Below are 19,256 nucleotides of genomic sequence, written 5' to 3'. Positions count from 1 at the left end.
GAGCATGCGAGCTTCCAAGAGCGGGGTCGCTCGAGAACGCGCGAGCCTCCGAAGCCCCTCCCGCCCCCTCCCCGCGCCGCGCGACCCACCTCTCCCCCTCCGCCGCCCCGTGCCGCACGCCGCCTCTCTCCCACGTCGCCGTCCCGCGCTCCACGCCCCACCCCCTCCCTACGCGCTTCAACCTTTATTCCGGCTCCTCTTGATTATTCTAGTATTATAGAATAATATAACGATAGAACAAAGGACATCGCCGCGGAGGCGGGGGAGCGCGAAGGGAGGATCGGGGTTCCACGGTGCCGACGGCACCGACAGCTACGGACGAGAGCAAGGGATCGACGAGGAAAGGGGGACGCCATGACGAAGTACGGCATGGTGATCGATTTGACACGGTGCACGGGATGCCAAACCTGCGTGGTGACGTGCCAGATGAACAACAATCAGAGGCCGGGCGTGCACTGGAGCACGGTCGACACGATCGAGCAGGGGGAATGGCCCGACGGCGACCGCTTCGCCCTGCCCCACGCGTGCATGCACTGCGACGACGCCCCGTGCGTGCACGCCTGCCCCACCGCCGCCAGCTCGCAGCGCGCCGACGGCATCGTCACCGTCAACTACGACGCGTGCCTGGCCTGCGGCGCCTGCGTGATGGTGTGCCCGTACGAGGCGCGCACCATCAGCTTCAAGGACGATTGGTACTTCGGAGCCGCCGAAGCCGCTCCCTACGAGAGCTACGGCACCCCGCATGCGGACGTGGCCGAGAAGTGCATCTTCTGCGCCGAGCGCGTCGACGAGGGCGGCCTGCCCCACTGCGTGGAGGCCTGCCCGATGGCCGCGCGCGTGTTCGGCGACGTGGACGACCCGTCAAGCGAGGTCAGCGCGTACATCAAAGACAACAACGCCGAGAACCTGCGCGGCACGTCGCTGTATTATGTGAAGGGCGACCACGATTTCAGCCTGCGCGAAGCGCTCATGACGAACGTCTCGAACGTGCCCAACATCGTGGCGAGCGAGGCCGAGCCCGCCGGTCCCCAGGGCGAGTTCCAGGGTCCGAACGCCGCGGTGATCGGGGTCGGCGCGGTGGCGGTGGCCGCCGTGGCGGCCGGAGCCGGATTCGCGGCGGGCAACGTCCGCGGCAAGAAGCACGCAGCGAGCACCGTCGAGGGAAAGGAAGGCGAGTAACATGACCACGCCGAACAGCACGATCAACCTCTCGCGCCGCGCCTTCGTCGGCGCCGCCGCCCTCGGAGCCGCCGCGCTCGCCTCGGGCGGCCTGGAAACCGTCGCGCCCGAGCAGGCCTTCGCTGCCGAGGACGCGGGCGAAACCTACGTGTACACGTCCTGCCCCATGTGCAACCAGTCCGTGTTCTGCGGACTGAAGGGCACCGTGCAAAACGGCAAGCTCGTGCGCGTCGAGGGCAACGACCAGCACTCCAAGCCCAAGCCGTGCCTCAAGGGCCTCACCAGCCTGCAGAACGTCTACGACCCGAACCGCCTGCTGTACCCCTTGAAGCGCACGAACCCGAAGAAGGGCCTCGGCGAGGATCCCCAATGGGAGCGCATCACCTGGGACGAGGCGCTGTCCACCATCGCGACCGAGCTCAACAAGGCCAAGGAAACCTACGGCGCGTCGTCGGTGACGTTCCACTCGGGCGACCCGAAGGAGCACCTGCCCGTGTTCTGCCGCGTGGCCGCGCTGTTCGGCACGCCGAACGTGTCGTGGGGCGGCGCGCAGTGCGCGTTCGCCGAGATGCTGGCGGGCATCCTGGACTTCGGCGGGCGCACCGGATCGCTGCCGAACGCCGACACCAAGGTGCACCTGCAGTGGGGCTCCAACATCGCCTGGTCGATGTATCCCCAGCCCACCGCGTACAAGGGCATGCTCGATGCCAAGAAGGCGGGGTGCAAGTACATCGTCATCGACACGCGCCTGACGCCCACCGCCGTGCAGCTGGCCGACATCTACCTGCAGCCGCGCCCCGGCTCCGACGGCGCGCTGGCGCTGGCCATGGGCAACGTCATCGTCGAGGAGGACCTCTACGACCACGACTTCGTCGAGAACTGGACGGAGGGCTTCGACGAGTACAAGGAATACGTGAAGGAGTTCACGCCCGAGAAGGCCGAGGAGATCACCTGGGTGAAGGCCGACGACATCCGCGCCGCCGCGCGCATGTGGGCCGAGGGCGGCCAGGGCACCATGTGGGTGAGCCCCCACTCCACCACGCACCACTCCAACGGCGTGCAGAGCACCCGCGCCATCCACCAGCTGCTCGGCCTCATGGGCTACTGGGATCGCGAGGGCTGCAACAAGCTGGCTCCCGGCATCACCGGCACCGACGACTCGTCCTTCCAGCTCAAGGGCGTGGCGAAGGAGCTGCTCGACCAGCGTGCCGGCGTCGAGCGGTGGCCGGTGTGGTCGGCGACCTCGACGTACTACCAGAACAACGGCCTGCTCGAGTACATCGACGACGGCCTCATCCACGCCGGCGTGTTCCTGGGCACCAACCTCATGAACTTCGCGCAGACCACGCAGATCCAGGAAGCCGTGTCCACCCTCGACTTCGCCGTGGGCATCGACATCCACCTGAACCCGTGGACGCACGACTATATGGACATGGTGCTGCCCACGGCCGTGTGCTGGGAGCGCATCGCCCCGTTCCAGACGCAGCCGACCGGCCTCATCGGCAGCCAAGCCGCCATGGACCCGGCTGGCGAGGCCCGCGAGGACTGGCAGATCCTGCTCGACATCGGCTGCGCGCTCGGCTTCGAGGAGGAGTGCTTCAACGGCGATCTCAAGGCGTGCATGCAGGCCTACCTCGACGCCGGCGGATCGGGCGCCACGGTCGACGACGTGCAGAACGCGCTGCCCGGCGTCTATCCCCTGCCGTCGGCGGGCGAATGGTCGCCCAAGCAGTACGAGCAGAAGGGCTTCGGCACGCCGTCGGGCAAGATGGAGTTCAAGAGCGGCCTGCTGGAGAAGCTCGGCTTCGAGGGCCTCGCGAAGTACGAGGAGCCGCACGTCAGCCCCGTGGCCACGCCCGACCTGTTCGAGCAGTATCCCCTGATCCTGACCACCGGCAACCGCGTGCCCTGGTACGTGCACAGCAAGTACCGCCACACGCCTTGGCTCAACCAGTTCATGCCCGAGCCCATCGTGAACATGAGCCACGAGGACGCCGAAGCCCGCGGCCTCGAAGAGGGCGACATGGTGCGCATCTTCAACCAGCTGGGCGAGGTGCAGTTCAAGGTGCACGTCACCAACATGATGCACCCGGGCAACGTCGAGATCCTCCACGGCTGGGAACAGGCGAACTCGTGCCTGCTCATCGACCGTGTGTTCGACCCGATCTCCGGCTTCCCCACCTTCAAGGACGCCCTCTGCGAGATCGAGAAGATATAGCCTGATCATCCGCTGTTCGGGCCCCGCGCACACCCCTCCCCCGCGCGGGGCCCCGCTTCACCGGCCCGGGCGACGGGAGCCTGTTCCGTGCGGGACTGCAATCGCGCGCGCGAACAGGCTGCCGACGGCCGGGCCCCGCACCTGCCGCCGAGACGGAGGAAGGAACCGCCATGAACGAACAGGTATCGCTCGCGCTGGCCGACCGCGCCGCATCCTACGGGCTGCTCGCGCGGCTGTTCAACCGCGAGGTAGACGAGGAGCTGCTGGAAGGCCTGCGCGCGCTGCCCTTCCCCGACGATACGGGGTCGGCCCCGTGCGACGAGGCGAACCACCTGATGGGATCGTACCTCGCCGCCGCCGACGAGCATACGCGCACCGAGCTGGCCGTGGACTTCGCGCGGCTGTTCGTCGTGCGCCGGCGCTCGACGCGCACCGCGCCCTATCCCAACGAGTCGGTGCACACGTCCGAGGAGCACCTCGTGATGGACCGAGCGCGCGACGAGGTGCGCGCCCTCTACCGCGCCGAGGGGCTGCGGGCGTCCGACGCCGCGCGGCTGGGCGAGGACCATATCGCCCTCGAGCTGGAATTCATGCAGGTGGGGGCGCAACGCGCCGCGGCGGCATACGACGGGGGCGACGGGGAGGAGCTGCGCCGCCTGCTGGACGTGCAGGCCGCGTTCCTCGACGGACACCTGCTGAACTGGGTGCCCTCGTTCGCCGCCACCATGGAACAGGTCGCCCGAACCGGCTTCTACCGCGGCCTGGCGAAGCTGCTGGTCGCCCACCTGCGAGAGGACCGAACGCTCGTGGACGAGGTGCGGAACCTGGACGCCTGAGCGGCGCGCAGCGCGACGTAGGGACGTTGGAACCGACGGGCAACTCCTGCTATGATGCCCCTGAGGGGAAGCAAGGGAGGGGTGAGCGTGACGAGATTCGCAATGGCCTTGGACATGGCGCACTGCACGGGGTGCCAAACCTGCGTCGTGGCGTGCCAGCAGCACAACGCCCTGCGCCCCGGCGTGGCTTGGACCTGGGTCGACACGCTGGAGTGGGGGCGATGGCCCGACGGCGACCGGGCGGCGCTGCCCCACGGCTGCCTCCACTGCGACGACCCCTCGTGCGTGAGCGTGTGCCCCACGGGCGCCAGCGGCAAGCGCGACGACGGCATCGTGGTTGTGGCGTACGACCGCTGCATCGGGTGCGGCGTGTGCCTGACGGCCTGCCCGTACGGCGCGCGCACCATCAACGCGCGCGACGGGTGGCATTTCGGCGCCGCGACGCCCGCGCCCTACGAGAACGCCCCGACGGAGCGCTTGGGCGTGGCGGAGAAGTGCACCCTGTGCGCCGATCGCGTGGATGCGGGGCTGGAGCCCGCGTGCGTGGCCGCCTGCCCCGTGGGCGTGCGCGCGTTCGGGGACCTGGACGACCCGACCGCCGCGCTGCGCGCCTTCATCGAGGGAGCCGGCGCGGCGCGCATCGAAGGGACGGGCATGCTCTACGCCGTCGGCGCCCACGCCCTCGACGTGGAAGAGACGCTCAGAACGCAGTTCCACCGCTCCTCGACCGAGGCCGTCGCCGCTGTCGACCGCACGGGCGAGGGCAACCCCGCCGTGGTAGCGGGCGCCGCCGTCGCCGCCGCGGCGTTGGCGGCAGGCGCGGGCTTGACCGCGAAGAAGAACCGGGACCGACGGGCCGAGCGCGCGTCGTCCCCAGAAGCGTAAGGTGGACGCTCTTGTTCAGCGATTCCATCATCTGGTACCTGTTCCTCGGAGGGGGCGGAGCCGGCGCCGTCACGGTGCTGGCGCTGTGCGACCTCCTGTTCGGGCGCTGGTCGAAGCGCCCCGGGCGCGAACGGCTCGCCTGGACGCAGGAGCTTTCAACGCCGTTCTTCGTGCGCGGCTACCTCTTCGCCGGCGGGGCGCTCGTGCTGGGCACCCTGTGCCTGCTGCTCGACCTCGCGCACCCCGAGCGGTTCCTGTACGTGCTGCTCTACCCCACCGCGTCGGTGCTGACGTTCGGCTCGTACGTGCTGAGCGCCACCGTCGCCTGCACCGTGGCGTTGGGCGCCATCGCGCTGTTCGGCAGCGCGCGCACGCCGCTTGCGCTCATCAAGGCGCTCGAAGTCGCCGCCGTGGCGTGCGGCACGGCCACGATGGTGTACACCGGCGTGCTGCTCGCGCAGATCGGGTTCATCCCGCTGTGGGGCAGCCCGCTGCTGCCCGTGCTGTTCGCCTGCTCGTCGCTGTCGGTGGGCGCGGCCTGCGCGCTGGCCGGGGCGTGGCCCGAAGCCGCCGCGACGGGACGCCTCATGCGGACGCTTTCGCGCGCCGACGCCGCGCTCATCGCCTGCGAGGCGGTCGTGCTGGTCGCGTACCTGGCCCTCGCGGCCGGCGTGCAGGGGCAAGGCGCGGCGGTGGAGGCGCTGCTGCAGGGGCCGGAGGCGTGGGTGTTCTGGATCGGGTTCGTCGGCGTCGGCCTCGTGTTGCCGCTTGCGCTGGACGCCGCGTTCGCGGCCACCGGCGCATCGTCGCTCGTGGCGGTTGCCGTGCCTTTTGTGCTGGTCGGTGGTTTTTTCCTCCGATACTGCATAGTCAACGTACAATTCGTATAGACCATGCACGGCATGATCGGGTTGGTGAACCATGGACGAGGATGAACGAGGTGAGAACGTGGCCCTGATCGAGGTGGACGATGCGAGCGGCATCCCTATATGGGTGCAGGTGCGCAATCGGCTCATGTACCTCATCGACTCCGGCCACTACAAGAACGGCGACCGCCTTCCCACGGTGCGCGCCCTCGCCGCCGACATCAACGTCAACTACCACACGGTCAACAAGGTGTACACGAGCCTCGAGCACGACGGCTACATCAGTTCGAAGCGCGGACGCGGGGCGTTCGTCAGCAAGACCGAGGATGCGGACGGCGAGGCCACGTCGGGGGACGTCATCCTCGTCGAGGGCATCCGCCAGTGCCTCGAGCTGGGCATGACCGTCGACGACGTGGAGAAGCGCTTCGCGAAAGCGCTCGACGGATTCCGAGCCGACGCGTAGAGCGCCGCGCTCGTTTCATCTACCTGCATGGAGGAAGCTATGAACACGAGAACGAGCAAACTTGCGAATCAGGGGCGCACGCTGGGGGAATCGGCGCTCGTCGAGTCGGCCTCCGCGCCGTACCTCCCCTCCAAGGCCACGAAGAACGGCGCCGTGCTGTTCTCCATCGTGCTGGCCGCGGCGGTGTTCGCGGCCCTGCTGCTGGTGGCGTGGTTCGGCCTCGGGCTGATGAACCCGTGGGTGCTGGCCATCGCCGCCCTCGTGGCCGTGGGGCTGGCCATGACCGTCCATATCGCCATGGAGTGGGAGCGCGTGGTCATCTGCCGCTTCGGCGCGTTCAACCGCGTGGCCGGGCCGGGGCTCATCTTCACCATCCCCGTCATCGAGCAGGCGGCGTGCCACGTCGACATGCGCACGGTGTCCACCCCGTTCGGCGCCGAGAAAACGCTCACCTCCGACCTCGTGCCGGTGGACATCGACGCCGTGCTGTTCTGGATGGTATGGGATGCGAAGGCGGCGTGCATCGAGGTGGAGAACTACAGCCAGGCCGTCCTCTACATCGCGCAGACCGCCATGCGCGACGCCATCGGCCGCATGAGCGTGGCCGAGGTTGCGCTGTCGCGCGAGCAGCTGGACAAGGAGCTGAAGACGGTCATCGAGGAGGAGACGGAGCCGTGGGGCATCGCCATCCTGTCGGTGAAGGTGCGCGACATCGTGATTCCCGCCGAGCTGCAGGAGGTCATGTCGCTGGAAGCCCAGGCCGAGCGCGAGAAGAACGCGCGCCTCGTGCTGGCCAGCGCCGAGGAGGACATCTCCGAGATGATCGCGAACGCGAGCGACGTGTACGAGAAGAATGACGCGGCGCTCAAGATCAGGACCATGCACCTGCTGTACGAGAGCATCAAGAAGTCGGGCGGCACCGTGGTGACCGTCCCCTCCTCGTTGAGCGACGGCCTGGGCTCGTCAGTCGAGGACCTGGCGAAGGCGATCAAGGGGAAGTAGGAGGGTTCGTCCTTTCATGGCGCGGCGGAAGATTCGGGAGCAAAGCCTCCCCCGCCGCGCCGATCGCACGTCGCGGCCGTCGCGAATCGGCGCGGGACATGTCCCGCCTCCCGCAAGCCCGCGTCCGCGCCACGGTGCGGGCGCGCCTCACTCCCTCCCCGCGCGCTCCTTTTCGTACTCCGCGATCTCGGACAGGAAATCCTCCCCGTAGCGGGCGAGCTTCGTGGCGCCCACGCCGCTGACCTCCAGGAACTCCTCGTCGGTCGCCGGCTTCTTCGCGCACATGTCGCGCAGCGCCGCATCCGAGAACACGATGTAGGGAGGCTTGCCCGCCTCGTCGGCCAAGCGCTTGCGCAGCGTGCGCAGACGCTCGAACAGCTCGGGATCGGCATCGCCCGCCGGTGCGCCCGACGAGCCGAACACGTGGCCGCCGCCCGCCGAGCCGCGGGTGCGCTCGGGCAATCGCCGTACGCGCTTCATCGACAGGCTGAACCCCTCTTCGGCGGCCTCGCGCGCACGCGGCCCCAACCCCACCACCGGGTACGACCCCTCGGTGATGAGCAGGTAACCGTCCGCCGCCAACAGCTCGATCACTTCCTTCACCTGCGCGGCGGGCGCGTTCACCGTGTTGTAGCACGCGGCCTCGTCGAGGTGCATGTCGAGCAGCTTCGCGTTCTGCGACCCGCGCAGCACGTCCACCACCATGCCCTTGCCGAAGCGCCCGCGCAGCTCCTGCACGCAGCGCATCGCCGCGAGCGCGGTGTCGGTGACGTCCATCGCCTCGAACTCGCCCGCGCAGTTCGAGCAGTTGGCGCACCCCGCGTCGGGCGTCTCCGAGCCGACGGCGCTCGGCGCGCCCGCGTCCTCGCCGAAATAGTCGAGGATGTAGCGGCGCAGGCAGCCCGTGGTATGGCAGTACCCGGTCATGGCCGCCAGCAGGCGGCGACGCGACGCGCGCACGGCGTCGGCCTCCTCGGTCGAGAGCTCCTCGTTGCCCGACTCCTGCTCGATGAAGAAGCGACAGGTGGACACGTCGCCGTCGCTCCAGTACAGAAGGCAGGTGGAAGGCTCGCCATCGCGGCCGGCGCGGCCGGCTTCCTGGTAGTACGCCTCGATGCTGCCGGGCATGTTGTGATGGATCACGTAGCGCACGTTCGACTTGTCGATGCCCATGCCGAACGCGTTGGTGGCCACCATCACGGGCGCGTCGTCGGCGATGAACGCGCGCTGGCTCTCGGTGCGCGCGGACGCCGGCATGCCCGCATGGTAGCGCGCGGCGCGGATACCGGCCTCGAGCAGCGCGGCATGCACCTTGTCGGTATCCTTGCGCGTGGAGCAGTACACGATGCCGCTGTCGTCGGCGTGCTCGAGCGCGTAGGACGCGATGCGCGCGATCTTGCGCTTCGGATCGAGGCGCTCCACGCCGAAGTACAGGTTCGGGCGGTCGAACCCGGTGACCACCTCGTAGGGATCGCGCAGGTCGAGCAGGCGCACGATGTCGGCGCGGACGCGCGCGGTGGCCGTGGCCGTGAACGCCGCCACGACGGGCCGCACGGGCAGCTGCGCGATGAAATCGCCGACGGTCAGGTACGACGGACGGAAGTCCTGGCCCCACTGCGACACGCAGTGCGCCTCGTCCACGGCGACGAGCGGGATGTGCGCCGTTTGCGCGAACTCGACGAACCGCGGGTCGGCCAGGCGCTCGGGTGCGACGTACATGATGTCGTACCGGCCTTCGAGCGCGCGGTGCAGCACCGTGGACTGCTGTCCGGGCGTGAGCGTGGAGTTGAGGAAGGCGCCGCGGATGCCCGCGTCGAGCAGGGCGCGCACCTGGTCGCCCATGAGCGACACGAGCGGGCTCACCACGATCGCAAGGCCGTCCATGACCACACCGGGCACCTGGTAGCACACCGACTTGCCCGCGCCCGTGGGCATGACCGCCAGCGCGTCGCGGCCGGCGAGCACCGCCTCTACCACGCCCTCCTGGCCCGGTCGGAACGCCTCGTAACCGAAGTGCTGTTTGAGCGCTTGGCGCGCCTGCGATAGATCCGTCACTGCTGCTTCCTCCCCGCCGATTCTCGGCCGCGTTTCGTGCTTCCCATGATACCGCATCCTCCTGCGAACCCGTCTTGCGCGCCGACGGGAAGCGTGTATAATGCGGGTTGTCAGCGGTGCCCGTGGGATTGTGAGTTCCGGACGGGTGACGCCGGTTCGTTTCAGGGACGGTTAGGGAATGCTACTCCCGCCGTCCTTTCTGTTGCTTCGACGCCTTCCGCTTTCGCTGCAACCAGTCGCAAACGGCCATTGCACATGACACGATGGAACAAAGTCCTGCGATCAGATTGAAACTATCCATAGGGCTTCACCTCCTTTCGAAGGCATCACCCGCCGGAAACGGACACCGCTGACGAGCATGATTCTAGTCCGTCGGACGCTTCCTGTGAAGCAAAAGTTTTCCCAGTTCATAAGGTATTTTTCACATCAAATCCGCGTTGGATTCGCGTGAGTATCGCGTGGGATTCGCGCTGGATTCGAGCGTGCTGCACGTTGGATCCGCGTTAGATTCGCGTGAGATCCGCGTGCGGTTCGCGCACGATGCGCGTGAGATCGGCGACGAATTCCGCGACCTCTCCCTCCGGTACCATGTTTTTCACGCATCTCGCGACAAAACGCGCCGCATGATCGTGTTCGGACCAGAAAGGGAACGCGCCCGAGAAACGACCCGACATAGCAGCGCTGCACAACCGCCACGCCAAGACGGCGTACCGGCCGCGCTACTCGCTCCTCGGCAGCGCCGCCGATGCCGAGGACGCCTCGAGCTACGCCGCGCAACCGGCACGTCCACGCTCGAGGCGGCCCACGTCCTGCTAGCCGACGCCACGCTCATCGACCGCGGAGGAGCCTGCCTGCCCTTCGTCCCGCCGCGTTGATCGTCAGCCTTCGGCCGCTTCACCCCGGGGCAAAAACCCGTCCAGCTCGGCGTCCAGCTCGGCCAGGTGCTTGACGCGGGGATGCTCGTCGAGGACGCCGCGGGCCATGACCATGCGAACGTCGCGCAGCGCCTCCAGGTTGTCCAGCGGGTTCGCGTCGAGCACGATGAGGTCGGCCGCCTTCCCCACCTCGATGGAGCCCGTCTCGTCGCCCAGCCCGAGAATGCGCGCGTTGCCGAGCGTCGCGGTGTGCAGCGCCAGCTGGCGCGAGGCGCCCACGATGCGCTCGAAGTACACCACCTCGCGCCACATATCGTACTGCGTGATGTAGGGGCACGACGAGTCGGTGCCGATCCCCACGGGAATCCCCGCCGCCAACGCCTGCTTCGCAGCCTGCACGATGCCCTCGTAGACGATGCGGCCGTTCACCTTCTGCACCTCGGTGGAGTGCGTCTTCTCGGGGTCGAGCTCCACGAACGGCAATGCCGGCGAGATGGTGCACGTCAGCGACGAGGCGCGCCCGGCGCCGTTGCGCTTGAACAGGGCCACCAGCTCGTCGTCCAGCGCGGCGCCGTGCTCGATGGTGTCCACGCCGGCCTCGAGGCCCACGCGCACGCCCTCGGCGCTCTCGATGTGCGCGGCGGTGCGCAGGCCCAGCTTCCGCGCCTCGTCGCAGGCGGCCCGCGCGATCTCGGGCGCCATGCGCAGCACGCCCGGCTCGCCCTCCACCTCGGCGTCGAACACGCCGCCCGTGATGAACAGCTTCACCAGGTCGCACTTGCGCGCGAAGCAGGTGCGCACGATATCGCGCGCCTCCTCGGGCGTGGACGCGACGTGCGCGAACAGCCCCGCGCCGTGACCGCCCGGCACCGTGACGCCCACGCCCGACGTGACCAGGCGCGGGCCGGGGTACTTCCCCGCGTCGATGGCGTCGCGCACGTCCACGTCGGCGAACCCGGGGTCGCCCACCGAGCGCACGGTGGTCGCGCCGCTGGCCAGCTGCTGCTGCGCGTGCGCCTTGAGCGTGCGGCGCAGGTACCACCTGCCCAGCGGGTTGCCCACCACCTTGTCGATGAGGTCGCCGGCCGCCCCGGCGCTCGTCGGTTTGCCCGATCCGCACAGGTGCACATGCAGGTTCACCAAGCCCGGCGCCAGGTACGCGCCGGCGAGGTCGATCTCGCGCGCGCCCATCGGCCCCACCGTGGTGGACGCGGGGCCCACGCGGACGATGCGGCCCCCGTCCACGACGACGGTCATGTTGGGCTGCGGCTCCATGCGCTCGGTGCCGTCGAGCACGGTGGCATGCGTGAAAACGTAAGCGGACATGGCAACTCCCTCTCAGCGAACGATACGGCTTTGCTCGACAGTATACGCCGCCGCGCGGCGCACCGTTGCATAATCGCACCGGTGCGCCCATACTGATCGCGTGGACAACGGAGCCGGCGCACCCGCATCGGCCACCGCCGATCGGAAGGAGCTTTTCATGGCGAACATCCGCGAAGAGTACGTGGACTACCGCGGCTTCAAAACCTACTGCAAGATCGTCGGCGAAAACGAGCCGGGCAAGAAAACCCTGCTCATGCTCCACGGAGGCCCCGGCGACTGTCACAACTACCTGCTGCCGTACGCCGACATGGCCGACCGGTACGGCCGCCAGATCGTGTTCTACGACCAGATCGGCTGCGGCAAATCGGCGATCCCCCACCAGGAGGACGACTTCTACGCCTACGATCTCTGGGTGGACGAGTTCTACGCGGTGCGCGAAGCGCTCGGGCTGGACGACATCCACCTGTTCGGCAACTCCTGGGGCGGCATGCTGGGCATGCTCTGCATGATGAAGGACGACGCCGGCGTGAACTCGTTCGTCATCAACTCCTCCCCCGTGCGCATCGCCACCTGGCTCTCCGAGGCGAACCGCCTGATCAAGTACCTGCCCGAGGACATGCAGCGCGCCATCGCCGAAGCCGAGCGCACCGGCGACTACGACACGCCCGAGGCCAAAGCCGCCTACGACGAGTACTACAAGCGCCACGTGGTGGGCCTCTACGAGAAGGACTACCCCGACTACATCAACGACACGTTCGCCGGCGTGGGCGAATGCTACCAGGTCATGCAGGGCGCGAGCGAGTTCGTGGTCACCGGCAAGATGAAGGATTGGGACGTCCGCGAGGGCGTGAAGGGCATCAAGGTGCCGTGCATGGCGCTGTCCGGCACCGACGACGAGGGGACGCCGCTCGTCGTCAAGGAGGGCGTCGACCTCATCCCCGGCTGCGAGTGGACGCTCATCCAAGGCGCACCCCACATCGCGAACGTCACGCATCCTCGGGAATGCCTCGAAGCCGTCGAGGGCTTCGTCAGCCGGTTCGAGTAGCGTCGCCGCGCTCGGCGCGCGCGACGGAGAACACGAGGTGCGGCATGTCCACGCCTCGGTAGCGCTTGACGATGGAACCCTCCGGCTCCATGCCGAGACGGCGCGCCACCCGCTGCGAGGGAAGGTTCGTGTCGCGGATGATCGAGTACACGCGTTCGACGCCCACGGTGTCGAACGCGTGGTCGCGGCAGGCCCGCGCCGCCTCGCAGGCGAAGCCGCGATGCCAGAACGCCCGCTGGAACAGGTAGCCCACTTCCACGACGCGCACGCCGTCGGCATCCTGGTAGGTCAACCCGCATTGGCCGATCATGGCGCCGGTCTCCTTGAGCACGACCGCCCACAGCCCGAAGCCGTCGCGCGCGTAGCGCTCCAGCTGGCGGTCGAGCCACGCCTGCGCCTCGTCGTCCGGCAGCGCGCCCTCGTAGGCGTACATGGCCTCCTCGTCCTGGAGGATGGCGCAGAGGGCGGCGAAGTCGCCTTGGTCCATCTCGCGCAGAACCAGCCGCTCGGTCTCGAGGACGAAGCGCCCGACAGGCCGGCTCGCGCTCACGGCCGCTTCCCGCCCTCGATGCCGAGGCGCGCGGCCGTCTCGGCGAGCGCCTCGGCCGTGATCGTCCGGCCCGCCCCTACGTGCACGGCCACGCACGAGAAACTGGGCTTGTCGGCCGTGAACAGCGCCAGCTCGCGCGACGCGGCGCGCACGGCGTCTTTCGTCATGCCCGCGCGGCGCAGCGGCGACACCACGCCCAGCTCGGCGAGCGCCTGGAAGCCGGGCCGGTTCGCCGGATCGTCCGTGACGTTCGTGCCGTCGGCCAGCACCTCGAAGCCGTCCTGCGCCATGTGGGCGAGGATGGTGGAGAAGATGAACGTCTTGCACCGGTAGCACCGGTCGGGGCCGTTCGCGCATATCCCGCCCTGCGCCAGCACGTCGGCGTCGATCAGCTCGAACTTGGCGCCCAGCTCGCGCGCCAGCCGGCGCGCGTCGTCGATCTCGAAGGCGGGCTGGAATGCCGTCCGCACGCCGTACGCCTTCACGTCGCATCCGGCGCGCAGCGCGGCTGCCAGCAGAAACGACGAGTCGCACCCGCCCGAGAACGCCACGGCCAAGCGCGGCGTGCGCGCGAAAAACGCGTCGAGCGCCTCGACGCCCACGTCCTGCCCGGGACCCGTCGCCGTCATGCGGGCTTCTTCTCGAACAGCTCGGCGGCGCGCCCGAGCTCCTTCACGATCTCGATGTGCTGTGGGCACACGCTCTCGCATGCGCCGCAGCCGATGCACGTCGACGCGGGACCGCCCGACGCGTTCCAGTCGTAGTTCTCCTGCGCGCGGTACGCGTCGTGGTACAGCTCCAGGATGTTGAGCGACGCGAGGGCCGCGGGGATGCGCACGCCCTGCGGGCAGTTCTTCAAGCAGTAGCGGCAGTCGGTGCACGGCACGGTGTCCACCCCGTCGAGGATGGCGCGCACCCGCGCGAGCGCCTCGTCCTCCACCCGGCTCAGCGGCTCGAAGCCGTTCATGATGGCCACGTTCTCGCGCACTTGGTCGGGCGTGGACATGCCCGACAGCACGGTGAGCACGCCCGGCAGCGACGCGGCGAAGCGCAGCGCCCAGGAAGGCAGCGACGCGTCCGGGTTCACGGCGCCCAGCACGTCCGCCGCATCCTGCGGCAGATGCACGAGCGAGCCACCCTTGATGGGCTCCATCACCACGACGGGCAGCCCGTGGGCGCGCGCCACCTCGTAGCACTTGCGCGATTCGATGGTCTCGCTCTCCCAGTCGGCGTAGTTGATCTGCAGCTGCACGAAATCCACCTCGGGATGGGCCTCGAGCACCTCCTCGAGCACGGCCGCCTTGTCGTGCAGGGAGAAGCCCAGGTTGCGGATGAGCCCAGCTTCCTTCTTCTCGTGCAGGAAGTCCCACAGGCCGAAGTCGTCGAACAGGCGCGTGCGCTCCTCGCCCAGGTTGTGCAGCAGGAAGTTGTCGAAGTAGCCCGCCTGAGTCTCGCGCAGCGACTTGTCGAACATGGCGCGCGCGTGGTCGGCGTTTTCCGCGAGCCACGCCGGCAGCTTCGTGGCCACCTGGAACGATTCGCGCGGGTAGCGCTCGACGACGGCCTCGCGCAGCGCCGCCTCCGACCGGCCGTTATGGTAGCCGCGCGCCGTGTCGAAGTAGGTGAAGCCCGCGTCCATGAACAGGTCGACCATCTCCTTGACCTGCTCGACGTCGATCTCCTTGCCGCCGTCGCGCTCGACGACGGGCAGCCTCATGAACCCGAAGCCCAGCTTCCCGATCTCGTCCATCGATTCCTCCCGTTCCCCGATCATGCGCGCCTATGCGCGCTCGGCGTAGATGTCCGCGTTCACGTGCCAGGCGTCATCGTCTCGCACGGTGATGTTCTGCCAATGGAAACGGTCGTCTTCGATGATGACGAACACCCATTTCCGTCGCTCGTCGTCGATGTTCGTCAGGACGATCATGCCGTCCTGCCTCCTCGCCTCGAGCCTGATGATCTTGCCCGTGTAGCCGTAGGCGACGTCCCACGCGCGGGTGGCGGGGTTGTAGACGCGAAGGGACGTGCCGTATTCGGCCAGCGGGTGCGCGAGCTCGGTTCTCGTCCCGCGCGAAGGAAGGATGATCACGTCCTGGATCGCCATGCCCTCAAGCGCCCAGGAGAATATCCACTCGCCCTCGACCGAGCACGACAGGTTGCGATCGACGTAGTCGAGCTTCCAGCTGCCGACGAGCTTGCCGAAATAGTCGTCCTCCTCGGGCAGCTCCGGGCTCCTGCCGCCGCTCGTCAACGCCTCGATAAAGTCGTCCATGCCCGCAACCCCTTCCCGCACAGCTCGTACGCGTCGTTTGCTTCCCCAGTTTAGCATAGAGGCATTCGCACCGGAGCGGCAGGAGCGGGGCCCGACAGGAGCCAGCAGCACCCGCCAAAGAGGAGCAACCAGCCCGAGGACTGGTTGCTCATCATCGCAGCGCGTCTACAGGCCGCCTACGAACACGACCCTTTCGTCGAATCACTTCCGCTTGCCGGCAAGGGCGCGCGCAGCGAAGGCGGCGATTCCGGCGCAAACGACAACCGCCAACCCCAGCATAACGACCCCGGAAACCGAAAGCGGATCACCGGTGGAAGCGAGCGGAGCAGCCGAAGGTACCGGCTTAACCGAAGCAACGGGCGTTGTATCCGCAGGGTCGATCGGGGCGGGATCCTCAGCCAGCTCCCCCACTTCAAGCGCGAACGCGGACAGGCTCGTCACCGTGATAGTGACCATGCCGTCTTTGGCGATAACGCGGTTCGACAGGAGGTGTCCGTCGTTGAGCCGGTGCCACACGGTCACCCAATGCCCGTTAGCCTCTTCGCCGACCGGGAAGGACAGCATAAGGCTGCCGAAGCCCTCGTGAAGGGCAATACCGTCGGCAGACAGATTGACCTCGAACACGCCGGCGAACGCTCCCGACCCCATTGCCGCGACAAGCTCATCGTAGGCCGTGCCCGAGGTGAGCTCGGCCGCGCTCAAAGCGACCGTTGCCCCATCGGGAATATTCGACCCGTTCAAAGTGCCCTGCGCCCTGACTCCCGCATCGCCCGCAACGGGGATCTCGACATCGGCGTTCGAGCCTTTGAACACGGCGCATATGTTCTCATCGGCCTTGACGGGTGCTTGCACATCATACGGTTCGCCGAGGCTCGAACCATCCTTGAGACGATAGTAGCCTTCGAAGACCCGGTCCTCGGTGCCCCCGAGATACTGCTCCGCGTATTTCTGGAACGAAGGGCTGTCGGAAACCGAGTAGTCCCTTCCTGCCGGAATGGCAAGGTTCGTCGGCGGGTAGGAGCTGCTTGAACCGGTGCTGTCCTGTATGGAAACGTCGACTCGGTAGAGAGGGACGGCGTATACGGGCTGAAGGTTCACATCGCCTTCGACAACGGTCGAAGAGGAGAAGATGCCTTCGAGGTTTTTCGATACGTCAGGATCGTTTTCCGGAGCATCGTAGAGGCCGATGCGCCACGGGTAGACGCTTCGCTTCGAAAGATCCGAAGAGTAGGACGCCTTCCAGCCTAGAAAGTTCGCGTCAGCCGTCAGCCCAAAGTAATCCACTTCCGTTTTGCCGGGATTCGGGATGTCCTCCGCAGCAACGGTACCGCCCTTCGCCACCTTGATCGATCCAGCCTCGCCGAAGGTCACCGTGCAGACGGATGCCTCCTCTCCACCCGCAAGCGCAGCCCCGCCGTTGCCTTCGGCGACTGAGGCATTCCCGTTCGCTCGTCCGGTCGGCTCGCCATCGTCCGCAGCGTACGCGAAGGCGCTCATTGCCAGCACCAGAGCCGCAGCGACGAGCAGCGAAGCGCAAAGCCTGGTGGCAAGCACGCCAGTTGTCGTCCTAGTCCCCTTGTAAGCCATCCCGTATCCTCCCTGAAAGACACGTGCATTTTTTTCACAAATCATAATTAGTTTACCCTATCGCTTCGGAATTCTGCAGCGCAACCCCCGATTCAAGAGCGCGTCAAGGAAAAGTGAACGACGTTCTGGAACAGGGTCGCCCCACATGACCCCTTTCATACGAAACTCCATCAGCTCGGTACGTTCTCTACGCCCGAGGGCGCCCCGCATCACAATGGGGCCGTACCCCCACGTCGAGAGATTGGAGAACCCGTGTACTATTCCAGCGGAAACTACGAAGCGTTCGCCCGCCCGGCAAAGCCGGAGGGCATCGAGGACAAATCGGCCTACATCGTCGGCACCGGGCTGGCGGGCTTGACGGCCGCATGCTACCTGATCAGGGACGCCCAGATGGACGGCTCGCGCGTGCACCTGTTCGAGCGCGACGCCGAGCCGGGCGGCGCCTGCGACGGATGGGAGTATCCGCAGATCGGGTTCACCATGCGCGGCGGACGCGAGATGGACAACCACTTCGAGGTGATGTGGGACCTGTTCCGATCCATCCCCTCCATCGAGGACGAGAACATGAGCATCCTCGATTACTACTACCAGCTGAACAAGCGCGACCCCAATTATTCCCTGTGCCGCGCGACGGTCAACCAAGGCGAGGATGCCGATCTCGACAACAAGTTCGGCCTGTCCGACAAGGCGTGCATGGAGATCATGAACCTGTTCTTCACGCCCGAGGAGCAGCTCGACGACAAGGCCATCACCGACTATTTCTCCGACGACGTGCTCGATTCGAACTTCTGGCTGTACTGGCGCACCATGTTCGGCTTCGAGAACTGGCACAGCGCGCTCGAGATGAAGCGCTACATCCAGCGCTTCGTGCACCACGTCGGCGGCCTGCCCGACTTCAGCGCGCTGCGCTTCACCCGGTACAACCAGTTCGAATCCCTCATCTTGCCCATGGTGAACTACCTGAAAGGCCAGGGCGTGCAAATCCACCTGAACACCGAGGTCGTGGACGTCACGTTCTCCAACACCCCGGAGCGCAAAGCAGCCACCGAGGTGCAGACGATATGCGAGGGGGCGGACAAAACCTTCCACCTCACCGACAACGACCTTCTGTTCATCACCAACGGCAGCTGCGTGGCCAACTCGTCCTTCGGCTCGCAGGACGAGCCGGCGCAATTCAACACCGTGCTGGAAAAGGGAACCGGCTTCGACCTGTGGCGGCGCATCGCCCGGCAGGATCCGGCATTCGGACATCCCGAGAAGTTCATCGGCGACCCGGAGAAGTCCAATTGGATGAGCGCCACCGTCACGACGCTCGATGAGAGAATCGTTCCCTACATCGAGAAGATCTGTCGCCGCAACCCGTTCTCAGGCGGCGTCGTAACCGGAGGCATCGTTACCGCCAAAGACTCGAACTGGCTTTTGAGCTGGACGTTCAACAGGCAGCCCCAGTTCCGCGCCCAGCCCGACAACGAGCTGTGCGGATGGATATACGGCCTGTTCACCGACGTGCCCGGCAATTACGTGCAAAAGACCCTGCGCGAATGCACCGGCAAGGAAATCTGCATGGAATGGCTGTACCACCTGGGCGTTCCCGAATCGCAGATCGAAGAGCTCGCCGAGAACAGCGCCAACACGGTTCCGTGCATGATGCCCTACATCACGGCGTTCTTCATGCCGCGCGCCGCTGGCGACCGCCCCGACGTCGTGCCCGAAGGAGCGGTGAACTTCGCGTTCATCGGCCAGTTCGCCGAAACGCCGCGCGACACCATCTTCACTACGGAATACTCCATGCGCACCGGCATGGAGGCGGTCTACACGCTGTGCGGCGTCGACCGCGGCGTGCCCGAAGTGTGGGGCAGCGCGTTCGACATCCGCGACCTGCTGAACGCCACCACGCTCATCAGGGACGGCAAGCCCATCACCGACATGGAGATGAACCCCCTCGAGAAACTGGCCCTGCACGAGGGGATCGAGAAGATCAAGGGCACCGACCTCTACGGGCTGCTGGTCGAGTTCGGCGTGATCCCGCCCGATCGCGACGACGACGCGCCCGCGCCCGCCACCGGAGCCGTATATCCCGGCATGCACTAAACACAC

General features: G+C 67.1%; 16 protein-coding genes. 9 read left to right on the top strand and 7 right to left on the bottom strand.

All coding sequences use genetic code 11. The annotated features are described in order from the left end of the window. The first annotated feature begins 354 nt into the window (after positions 1-354). The 7 genes from H8S61_RS13500 to H8S61_RS13470 all read left to right on the top strand — a co-directional run bounded on the left by H8S61_RS13500 (position 355) and on the right by H8S61_RS13470 (position 7,449). The gene (locus tag H8S61_RS13500; protein ID WP_186939340.1) at positions 355-1,179 is read left to right on the top strand and encodes a 4Fe-4S dicluster domain-containing protein; all 825 of its coding nucleotides are present in this window, start codon (positions 355-357) and stop codon (positions 1,177-1,179) included. Position 1,180: 1 nt separating this feature from the next. Beyond that, positions 1,181-3,397, top strand: a complete 2,217-nt coding sequence (locus H8S61_RS13495) for a molybdopterin-containing oxidoreductase family protein (RefSeq protein ID WP_186939339.1) — start codon at positions 1,181-1,183, stop codon at positions 3,395-3,397. A gap of 170 nt (positions 3,398-3,567) precedes the next feature. Next, positions 3,568-4,233 (top strand): TorD/DmsD family molecular chaperone, encoded by a 666-nt coding sequence (locus tag H8S61_RS13490; protein ID WP_186939338.1) that lies wholly within the window; start codon positions 3,568-3,570, stop codon positions 4,231-4,233. 87 nt (positions 4,234-4,320) lie between these two features. Then, entirely contained in the window at positions 4,321-5,118 is a 798-nt protein-coding gene (locus H8S61_RS13485; RefSeq protein ID WP_186939337.1) for a 4Fe-4S dicluster domain-containing protein, read from the top strand. A gap of 11 nt (positions 5,119-5,129) precedes the next feature. Beyond that, positions 5,130-6,008, top strand: coding sequence for an NrfD/PsrC family molybdoenzyme membrane anchor subunit (nrfD, locus tag H8S61_RS13480; protein WP_186939336.1), 879 nt, complete (start codon positions 5,130-5,132; stop codon positions 6,006-6,008). 58 nt (positions 6,009-6,066) lie between these two features. Next, a complete protein-coding gene (locus H8S61_RS13475) occupies positions 6,067-6,447 on the top strand; it encodes a GntR family transcriptional regulator (protein WP_160943091.1) in 381 nt (126 codons plus the stop codon). Between the two features lie 39 nt (positions 6,448-6,486). Continuing rightward, the gene (locus H8S61_RS13470) at positions 6,487-7,449 is read left to right on the top strand and encodes a slipin family protein (RefSeq protein ID WP_186939335.1); all 963 of its coding nucleotides are present in this window, start codon (positions 6,487-6,489) and stop codon (positions 7,447-7,449) included. Between the two features lie 147 nt (positions 7,450-7,596). On the opposite strand, the gene recQ is transcribed toward H8S61_RS13470, so the two are convergent. Next, positions 7,597-9,504, bottom strand: a complete 1,908-nt coding sequence (recQ, locus tag H8S61_RS13465; protein ID WP_186939334.1) for a DNA helicase RecQ — start codon at positions 9,502-9,504, stop codon at positions 7,597-7,599. An 878-nt stretch (positions 9,505-10,382) separates the two neighbouring features. Then, the gene (locus tag H8S61_RS13460) at positions 10,383-11,705 is read right to left on the bottom strand and encodes an amidohydrolase family protein (protein WP_186939333.1); all 1,323 of its coding nucleotides are present in this window, start codon (positions 11,703-11,705) and stop codon (positions 10,383-10,385) included. Between the two features lie 157 nt (positions 11,706-11,862). Between H8S61_RS13460 and H8S61_RS13455 the strand changes: the two genes are divergently transcribed. Further along, positions 11,863-12,750: a proline iminopeptidase-family hydrolase gene (locus tag H8S61_RS13455; RefSeq protein ID WP_160943095.1), complete on the top strand. Its 888-nt coding sequence runs from the start codon at positions 11,863-11,865 to the stop codon at positions 12,748-12,750. Here the strand turns inward: H8S61_RS13455 and H8S61_RS13450 are convergent. The 5 genes from H8S61_RS13450 to H8S61_RS13430 form a co-directional block, all read right to left on the bottom strand. After that, entirely contained in the window at positions 12,734-13,300 is a 567-nt protein-coding gene (locus H8S61_RS13450) for a GNAT family N-acetyltransferase (protein WP_186939332.1), read from the bottom strand. The two genes, H8S61_RS13455 and H8S61_RS13450, sit on opposite strands and share 17 nt — an antisense overlap. Next, a complete protein-coding gene (gene larE / locus H8S61_RS13445; RefSeq protein ID WP_186939331.1) occupies positions 13,297-13,929 on the bottom strand; it encodes an ATP-dependent sacrificial sulfur transferase LarE in 633 nt (210 codons plus the stop codon). Before larE ends, H8S61_RS13450 begins: the two co-directional genes overlap by 4 nt. Then, on the bottom strand, positions 13,926-15,050 hold the full coding sequence (locus H8S61_RS13440; RefSeq protein WP_186939330.1) for an aldo/keto reductase: 1,125 nt from the start codon (positions 15,048-15,050) through the stop codon (positions 13,926-13,928). The genes larE and H8S61_RS13440 overlap by 4 nt, the downstream gene beginning before the upstream one ends. A gap of 30 nt (positions 15,051-15,080) precedes the next feature. Then, positions 15,081-15,572 carry a hypothetical protein gene (locus H8S61_RS13435; protein ID WP_186939329.1) on the bottom strand — a complete coding sequence of 164 codons (492 nt, stop codon included), beginning with the start codon at positions 15,570-15,572 and terminating at the stop codon, positions 15,081-15,083. 201 nt (positions 15,573-15,773) lie between these two features. Next, complete coding sequence (locus H8S61_RS13430; protein WP_186939328.1) at positions 15,774-17,159, bottom strand: hypothetical protein; 1,386 nt, start codon at positions 17,157-17,159, stop codon at positions 15,774-15,776. 252 nt (positions 17,160-17,411) lie between these two features. Here H8S61_RS13430 and H8S61_RS13425 point away from each other — a divergent pair, with 252 nt between their 5' ends. Then, positions 17,412-19,250 (top strand): oleate hydratase, encoded by a 1,839-nt coding sequence (locus tag H8S61_RS13425; RefSeq protein ID WP_160943101.1) that lies wholly within the window; start codon positions 17,412-17,414, stop codon positions 19,248-19,250. Positions 19,251-19,256: the final 6 nt, after the last annotated feature.

The sequence above is a fragment of the Eggerthella hominis genome (genome assembly GCF_014287365.1).
In the GTDB taxonomy this organism is placed as follows: Bacteria; Actinomycetota; Coriobacteriia; order Coriobacteriales; family Eggerthellaceae; genus Eggerthella; species Eggerthella guodeyinii.
Note: the sequence above shows the minus strand (reverse complement) of the source record. Positions and strands in the feature narration are given on the sequence as shown.

Coding starts and splice junctions, on each gene's coding strand:
- H8S61_RS13500 (WP_186939340.1), top strand. CDS start 355: ATGACGAAGTACGGCATGGTGATCGATTTGACACGGTGCACGGGATGC.
- H8S61_RS13495 (WP_186939339.1), top strand. CDS start 1,181: ATGACCACGCCGAACAGCACGATCAACCTCTCGCGCCGCGCCTTCGTC.
- H8S61_RS13490 (WP_186939338.1), top strand. CDS start 3,568: ATGAACGAACAGGTATCGCTCGCGCTGGCCGACCGCGCCGCATCCTAC.
- H8S61_RS13470 (WP_186939335.1), top strand. CDS start 6,487: ATGAACACGAGAACGAGCAAACTTGCGAATCAGGGGCGCACGCTGGGG.
- H8S61_RS13460 (WP_186939333.1), bottom strand. CDS start 11,705: ATGTCCGCTTACGTTTTCACGCATGCCACCGTGCTCGACGGCACCGAG.
- H8S61_RS13455 (WP_160943095.1), top strand. CDS start 11,863: ATGGCGAACATCCGCGAAGAGTACGTGGACTACCGCGGCTTCAAAACC.
- larE (WP_186939331.1), bottom strand. CDS start 13,929: ATGACGGCGACGGGTCCCGGGCAGGACGTGGGCGTCGAGGCGCTCGAC.
- H8S61_RS13440 (WP_186939330.1), bottom strand. CDS start 15,050: ATGGACGAGATCGGGAAGCTGGGCTTCGGGTTCATGAGGCTGCCCGTC.
- H8S61_RS13435 (WP_186939329.1), bottom strand. CDS start 15,572: ATGGACGACTTTATCGAGGCGTTGACGAGCGGCGGCAGGAGCCCGGAG.
- H8S61_RS13430 (WP_186939328.1), bottom strand. CDS start 17,159: ATGGCTTACAAGGGGACTAGGACGACAACTGGCGTGCTTGCCACCAGG.